This window comes from Gammaproteobacteria bacterium (assembly GCA_016195665.1).
Classification (GTDB): domain Bacteria; phylum Pseudomonadota; class Gammaproteobacteria; order SURF-13; family SURF-13; genus JACPZD01.
This window is the reverse complement of record JACPZD010000026.1, coordinates 40,095-47,215: the sequence shown is the minus strand read 5'-3', so window position 1 is coordinate 47,215 and position 7,121 is coordinate 40,095. Positions and strand designations below refer to the sequence as shown.

Annotated in this window: 6 protein-coding genes; all 6 read right to left on the bottom strand. The window is 59.4% G+C overall.

The annotated features are described in order from the left end of the window. Positions 1–161: 161 nt before the first annotated feature. The 6 genes from cas3 to ptsP all read right to left on the bottom strand — a co-directional run bounded on the left by cas3 (position 162) and on the right by ptsP (position 7,101). Positions 162–2,432: a CRISPR-associated helicase Cas3' gene (gene cas3 / locus HY028_07490; protein ID MBI3344676.1), complete on the bottom strand. Its 2,271-nt coding sequence runs from the start codon at positions 2,430–2,432 to the stop codon at positions 162–164. Positions 2,433–2,766: 334 nt separating this feature from the next. After that, positions 2,767–3,321, bottom strand: a complete 555-nt coding sequence (locus tag HY028_07485; GenBank protein ID MBI3344675.1) for a plasmid pRiA4b ORF-3 family protein — start codon at positions 3,319–3,321, stop codon at positions 2,767–2,769. Beyond that, positions 3,318–4,307: a WYL domain-containing protein gene (locus tag HY028_07480; protein ID MBI3344674.1), complete on the bottom strand. Its 990-nt coding sequence runs from the start codon at positions 4,305–4,307 to the stop codon at positions 3,318–3,320. Before HY028_07480 ends, HY028_07485 begins: the two co-directional genes overlap by 4 nt. Before the next feature lie 30 nt (positions 4,308–4,337). Continuing rightward, positions 4,338–4,721, bottom strand: coding sequence for a transcriptional regulator (locus HY028_07475; protein MBI3344673.1), 384 nt, complete (start codon positions 4,719–4,721; stop codon positions 4,338–4,340). A gap of 29 nt (positions 4,722–4,750) precedes the next feature. Next, complete coding sequence (locus tag HY028_07470) at positions 4,751–4,858, bottom strand: type II toxin-antitoxin system HigB family toxin (protein MBI3344672.1); 108 nt, start codon at positions 4,856–4,858, stop codon at positions 4,751–4,753. Next, on the bottom strand, positions 4,840–7,101 hold the full coding sequence (gene ptsP, locus HY028_07465; protein ID MBI3344671.1) for a phosphoenolpyruvate--protein phosphotransferase: 2,262 nt from the start codon (positions 7,099–7,101) through the stop codon (positions 4,840–4,842). The genes HY028_07470 and ptsP overlap by 19 nt, the downstream gene beginning before the upstream one ends. Positions 7,102–7,121 lie beyond the last annotated feature (20 nt).

Here is a 7,121-nt window from a genome sequence, read left to right as displayed (position 1 = left end):
CTGAAAAAGGCTGGCAAACCGCCTAAAGTCGTGATCGTTGCTTGCATGAGAAAATTGTTAACCATCATGAATTCTATGTTAAAAAACAATACCCCGTGGAACCCCAAAATCGCTTGACTTGGAACACGGTTGCTCTCCCAGTGGGAGAAGGTGAGAAAGGATTATGCGATGAAAACCAGTTCGCCCTTGGGCGGATTCAACCCAAGGGTGTCGTCGTAGAAATCCCCTTCGAGGATGAACCACTCATCCGAAAAACCGCCGCGCCGCAACTTCGCCGGAATTGCCCACGTTGGCAGGCTGTTGTTAGTGCGGTAGATACTTACCGCAAGTCCTTGGGCGCGGTGCATCCAATCTGTGGTGATGCCCTCTTTATCCGCAACGGCACGCAATAACTGGAAATCCTCCCAACGATCTGCCCATGGCACGAGCACCTGAATCGCATTCTGCTCGATGATGCGGTAAGCCTTGGCGATCTCCGGGAAATCGAGAGCCTGAATCGTTTCAGCAAGATTGGCATTCTGGCTGGCGGGATCATTCAGGTCGTAGAGCCGATGGTAATACGCGCGGAAGGTCTCGGGATCGTTGATATTCAAGTTGCCATGCAGGCTGAGCAGGGTTTGCGTGACTTGGGCTGCCTGAAAGTAGCTGTGCGTGGGAAACCGTTTTCGCCAACCGCTTTCCTCGTCCGGCTCAAACACCACGACCTCACCGAGCCGACCTTGTTCATTGAGTTTGCCCTCCCGGTTGCAGCGGCCGGCGGCTTGAGCGATGGCTTCCAGTGGCGCCATGGCGCGGAAGACAACGGGAAAATCCACGTCCACGCCGGCCTCGACGCATTGGGTGGAAATGAGGCGGCAGGGTTTCCCGAAGTGGAGACGTTTACGTACGCGATTCAAGACAGCGCGCCGGTGTTCGGCGCACAGGTTAGTGGATAGATGAAACAGGCCATCCGTTCCGGCCAGTGTTTCAAGCAGCGCCAGAGCGTGGCGCTTCAGGTTCACTACTACCAGCACCTGATGTGCGTTGTGTATCTCGGCGGCGAGTTCCGCCCAACTGCGCTTTTTGTCTCTTTCCGGCCAACGCACTGTGACGCGTTCGAGCGTTTTGAACAGTGTCGGATGCTCCGGCACAGCCTCTCGCGGCCGCCAGCCGCTGACAGCATGTTTGTTCACCGCCGCGTCCAGCGTGTCGAATGCGGGCTGGGTGGCGGTCGCGAAGACTACGGTGGAGCGATAAGCCGCCGTCAGATGCGACAGCGCCGCCAAGGTCGGCACCGCCAGATGTTGTGGCAGGCTCTGTGCCTCATCGAACAGGATCACCGAGTCCATAAGGTTGTGCAGTTTGCGGCAGGAGGACGGCCGGTTGGAGAAGAGCGATTCGAGCAATTGGACGTTGGTGGTGAGCACGATGGGCGCATCCCAGTTCTCGGAGAGCAGGCGTCGCTGTCGCTCCTGCGAACCTTCGGCATCGCGCTTTTCTGATTCCTCGCCCAATCCAGCCAGGCTATGGTGCTCCAGCACGAAGTGGTCGGGGAAGCCGGCAAATACCCTCCTATACACACGCGCCGTCTGCTCGATGACGGTGAGAAATGGAACGGCAAGCACAATGCGTTTCTTGCCATGACGGAGCGCGTGCTCCAAGGCAAGGCGCAGCATAGCAAGTGTCTTGCCCGAACCTGTTGGTGCGGTCAGTGTGAATAATTTGGATGGCAACTGTCCTGCATGGATGACGGATTTCCATAGGGTTTCGCGCGCATCTCGCACGCTGGCCTGCGCCTGCGATTTGGCGCGCAGGCCGTCCATGTGAGCATCGAGGGCGGCCAGCGCCTTTTCAGCATCCAGACGTGGACCCTCCTGTCGCGGCTGCTTCCCTAGAGCATTCCCGTTGAAGTGCGCTTCGGTATCCAGGAAATCGGCATCCACCAGACAGGAAAATAACATGCGCACATCGAGCATGGCGGCGACCGCGTGCGCCCACGAGGTGATGGCTGGTGCAGCGGGCTTGTGAAATTTCAGTCCGTCTGCAACTGCTCGGGATTGTAGTCGCGCAATGTCAGGGTCGGAGAGCGCTAGGCCTGGCAGGACAGCTGATACTAGGTTATCGGGAAGTAGTCTCCGCAATGATTCCCTGCTGCCTCGCTGCAGGCCGATGTGGTGGCCTTCGATAGCCAAGGCTGCGGCAACCGCCTGAAATTGGGACAGTGCCACCGAAGCCCCCTGGGACCAATGGTCCAAGCCCGAATCCTTGCCCTGCAAACGTAGCTGGAAACGATCGCCGTATTTGCCAAGATCGTGTAATACCCCGGCGAGCGCAGTTTCGTCGACCATAGCATGCTCTTTCATGAATTCGCGCGCCAACGCGGAGACAGCCGCCAAGTGAGCCTTGAGCGGATGTGTCTCTCCAACATCGTTTTCACTGTGTGCGAGATACATAACGTCAGTCAATATCGGGACGGGCGAACATCGCAGCAGGGTCTGATATCTCAAATTCAACGGGATATCTGCTCAATTTTGCTCCCCCACCCCATGTTTTCTCCTTTCAGCAGCGGTCACACTTCACACAGAAATGATACGGATGCGGATCTCCCGCGCGTCGTTTTTCATGGTTATCCTCCCGGGTGAATCTCGCCCAGTAAAGCCTAACTTATTCAGTCGCTCACGGCGTGATACACCGCGTCGGTTCCTGATATTGAGAGAAGGCTTGATGTAACAGCCGCATCACTTTGTCTCGCAACGCTTTCCGGTAGCGATTGCCACGACAGCGTGGCTACTTCATGCGCCACAGGCCCTGATTTACCCTGCCGAGGTCGAATGCCTCGGGGTCGAATTCACCGCCGATCCATTCGCACATCTCTTCGTGACCCTCGTGCTTCGGGTCGCGCAGCGCTTCGAGCAGGTGCTCGTAGCCCGGTGGCCCGCCGCAATCCTCGGGCGGGCAGGCGCGGCTGCCGGCGGTGCAGCGCGGATAATGCGCTGTGGGATCGGCGGGGACGATTTTCTCGATCTTGAGCGTGTGCTCCCAGCCGTCGCCGAAGTCGTACTCGTAGATGAGTATGTCGCCCGCGCTGGCTATCTTGTCGAGTCTCACGCTGCGTTCACTTTGGGTGTCGTCCGGGAAGTCCGGGTTGGGCGTGCCGTAAGTGGCGCCGCCGATGCGGTAAGAGTGCAGATGCGAGTCCGTCCAACCCATGGCGATCTGGAGCACTCGATGCAGCTTGCCGAGCTTGATGTCTCCCGGGACTTCAATGCGCCGCCAGATTGGCGGTACGACGTGCCGGAGCGTGACCTTGATTTGATAGATCGGCGTTTTGCTCTTGCTCACGGCCGTTTCTCCGCATCATTGTACCGTTGTGCGGCCAGACGCAGCCTCTCGGTTACTTCGCGGCGCAGTGACCCCGGCGCGAGCACTTCGACGTCGGGGCCGTATTTAAGGATATCCATCACAAGTTCTCTGGAATCAGCATAGGGTATCCGAAGCTCATAAGAACCGTCCTTATGCAGCCTTCCTTTTTGTCTGGGATGCCACTGCTCGGCAGCCACCCAGCGGGCGCGCTCTGGTGTGAAGCGCAGGACTGCGGTTTGGGTCTTGCGGCCGGCGAAGATGCCGTAACCACTGCCTAATTCCGCGTCCAGGGCTTTGCCGGGGATGTTGCGCGCCTTTTTGTCGAGCAGTATCACCTTGCGAATGCTGTCTACCGAAAAAATACGCAGAGCATCTTTTCCGTGATCCCAAGCGTCGAGATACCAGTTGTCCCTATAATGGGCGAGACGTTGTGGCGAGATTTCGCGCTCTGTCTCAGCGTCGCGTTCGCGGCTATAGTGGTTGATGATGAGACACCGGCGTTGCAGCAGTGCTTTGGCGATGATCTCGAAATTATCATGCCGCACCTTACGCGCCGCCATGGGCAGAATGCGTATTCGCGTCATGACTTCACCGGCGCTGTCATGTTGTGATTCCAGCAGCGCCTTGATACGCAGTTTGAGGGGTTCTATATGGGACGCCAGCAAACCGGGTTGCAGATTTTCCAGCAGGTGGTGCATGGTGAGCAGCGCGTGCGCTTCACTGCTGTTGAACCATAACCCAGGCAGTTCATGACGAGGGGCGTGGGGATGGGGATCGGCGAAGCGATAACCGCGCTTGTCTCTATCCCAAACGATGGGTGCGTATAGACGATCACGCATATATTCGAGATCGCGTTTGAAGGTGGAGATATTGACAGAGAGTGTTTCAAGAAACGTGCGTATGGAAACCGCACGATGCTCATTAAGCATCTGCTCGATTCGATAAAACCGTTCGGTGCGGTCCATGTCCCTGCGGCGGAGCAGGCTTGGTTTGCTTCAGATAAATACCGCCGGTGAAACGCCGAAGCGCTTGGCGAGCCGTTTTATCTGGCGCGCGTTAAGCTCGCGTTTGCCCGATAATACCTCGGACACCACGCCCTGGCTGCCGATCTCCGGCAGGTCGGACTGCCGCAAGCCATGTTCGCGCATCAAGAACTTCAGCACCGCCCCCGGCTTGGCGCCGGAAGCCGGCACATGCTCGGCTTCGTATTTTTCGACGAAAACGCTGATCGCGTCGGCGAGATCGGCCATCGGATGCTTTTCATCCTCCCCGATCTCATCGAGGATGTCATCCAGCAATCCGACCGCACGGTCATATTCTTTTTTACCGCGCAACGGACCCAGCGGGACAACGGCCCGCAACCGGCGATAGTCCTGCATAACTTGATCAAATTGCTTGGTCAGCATGGTTACTCCTTCCACTTATCTCGATCGTACTCGGCGTGCGTCAGCACGTGCCGGATGTACACTTTCTTGTGACTGTAGCCTCCGATATTTATTAATCCGATCTTACCAATCCGGCGAGGCCGGCCTGCTCCAGGGCAGCATTGAGGTGACGGCGGATGGCTGCGCTGTCTTCCATTTTCAGCACTTCATCGAGCACCGAGCGCGCCTGCGCCCGGCTGAATTTGCGGATCACCCATTTTATGCGCGGCAGGCTGGCGGCGCTCATGCTGAGGCTGTCCATGCCCATGCCGAGCAGTAACAGGGCGGCGGCCGGGTCGCCGGCCATTTCGCCGCAGACACTTACGGTTTTTTCATGGTGGTGCGCGCCTTCCACTACTTGCATGAGGGCGCACAACACGGCGGGGTGCAGGGCGTCATAGAGACCGGCGACGCGGGCGTTATTTCTGTCTACGGCCAGCAGGTATTGGGTAAGGTCGTTGCTGCCCACAGAAAGAAAATCCACCCGCGCGGCGATAGCGGCGGCCTGGTACACGGCCGAGGGCACTTCGATCATCACACCGATCTTGGGCATGGCGACGCCTTCACCCGCCTCCAGCAGTTCGGCATGCGCGCGCTTGATAAGGATGAGTGAGTCGTCCACCTCGGCGAGCGTGCTCACCATCGGCAGCAGCAGGTGCAGATTGTTAAGGCCACGGCTGGCGCGCAGCATGGCGCGCAATTGCACCAGGAAAATTTCCGGGTGATCGAGGGTGATGCGGATGCCGCGCCATCCCAAAAACGGGTTGTCTTCTTCAATCGGAAAATACGGCAGCGATTTATCGCCGCCGATGTCGAGCGTGCGCAGGGTCACCGGGCGCGGCGCAAAGGCCTCCAGCACTTGATGATAAATGAGGCGCTGCTCTTCTTCGCCGGGGAAGCGCTCGCGCACCATAAACGGAAATTCGGTACGGTACAGGCCGATGCCCTCGGCGCCGCTGTTGAGGGTGGAGGTGATGTCGGAAACCAGGCCGGTATTAGCGTAGAGCGGCATGTGAAAACCGTCGAGGGTAACCGCTGGCACATCGCGCAGCTCGGCCAATTCGGCGGACAAGGCGCTCTCTTCCTGCGCGATGCGCAAATACTCCGTGCGCACCACCTGGGTAGGTTGCACGTAGACCCGTCCCCGGTAACCGTCCACCACTACTTCGCGTCCGTCCACCCGTGCGACGCTGAGGTCGGCGATGCCCATCACCGCCGGGACGCCCATGGCGCGCGCCAGGATGGCGACATGCGATGAGCTGGAGCCGCGCACCGAAATCACGCCGGCAAGGCGGCCCAGCGGCACTTCGGCCAGCATCGAGGCGGTGATTTCCTCGCCGACGATGACACTGTTGTCCGGGTAGTGCTGTTGACCGCGCGTATCGGTTTGCAGATACACCAACAGACGCAGGCCGAGGTCGCGCACGTCGCTGGCGCGTTCGCTCAAATAGGCGTCGCCCATGGCCTCGAAGGCGCGCGTGTGCTCGATGATGGTGTCGCGCAGCGCGGCCGGCGCCCAGTTGCCGCGGCGGATGCGCGCGACGGTCTTGCCCACCAGGCTCTCCCCCTGCAACATTTGCAGGTAGGCGTCAAACAGGGCGAGATCTTCAACGGGCAAAGTCTCCGCGAGGCGTGCGGCGAGGACTACAATGTCGCTGCGCACCTTTGCGACTGCACCTGCAAAGGCCGCGACCTCGGCCTCGACATCGGTCGCCTTGCGGTTGGGAATGGCGTCGAGATCGGTGGGGGGATAGATCACCACCGCAGTCCCGACCGCCACCCCGGGCGCACCGGGCAGACCTTCGATTGGACGGGAGCCCTGCCACTGTTCGCCGTGCAGTCCGTTGATGCCGCCGCTGGCCTCGGCATGGGCAATGGCCCCCGCCAACTGGGCCGCGATGGTGACGAGCAGCGTAACTTCACTCTCATCGAACTTGCGCTGCGCCCGCTGCCGCACCACTACCACCCCCAACGCCTTGCGGTGGTGGATGATGGGTACGCCCAGAAAGGCGTGGTAGCGATCTTCACCGGTCTCGGCGATAAAGCGATAGCGCGGGTGATCGGGGGCGTTATCCAGATTCAGCGGTTCGGCGCGTTCACACACCACGCCGATCAAGCCTTCGTTAAGGCCGAGCCGCACCGCACCGATGGCCTCTGGATTGAGGCCGTCGCTCGCCATCAGGACATGCTGTTGATTGACAAAGTCGGTGAGGTAAACGGAACAGACGTCGGTCGCCATCGCCTGCTTGACGCGCTGGACGATGATGGTGAGCGCCTGCGCGAGATCCGGCGCGGCATTGACCTCTTGTATGATACGTCGCAGGACTTCGAGCATGGAGCGTACCGGGCCGGGAG

Bases quoted from the DNA above. Each gene is read 5' to 3' on its own strand.
- cas3 (MBI3344676.1), bottom strand. From the start codon at position 2,432: ATGTATCTCGCACACAGTGAAAACGATGTTGGAGAGACACATCCGCTC.
- HY028_07480 (MBI3344674.1), bottom strand. From the start codon at position 4,307: ATGGACCGCACCGAACGGTTTTATCGAATCGAGCAGATGCTTAATGAG.
- HY028_07475 (MBI3344673.1), bottom strand. From the start codon at position 4,721: ATGCAGGACTATCGCCGGTTGCGGGCCGTTGTCCCGCTGGGTCCGTTG.
- ptsP (MBI3344671.1), bottom strand. From the start codon at position 7,101: ATGCTCGAAGTCCTGCGACGTATCATACAAGAGGTCAATGCCGCGCCG.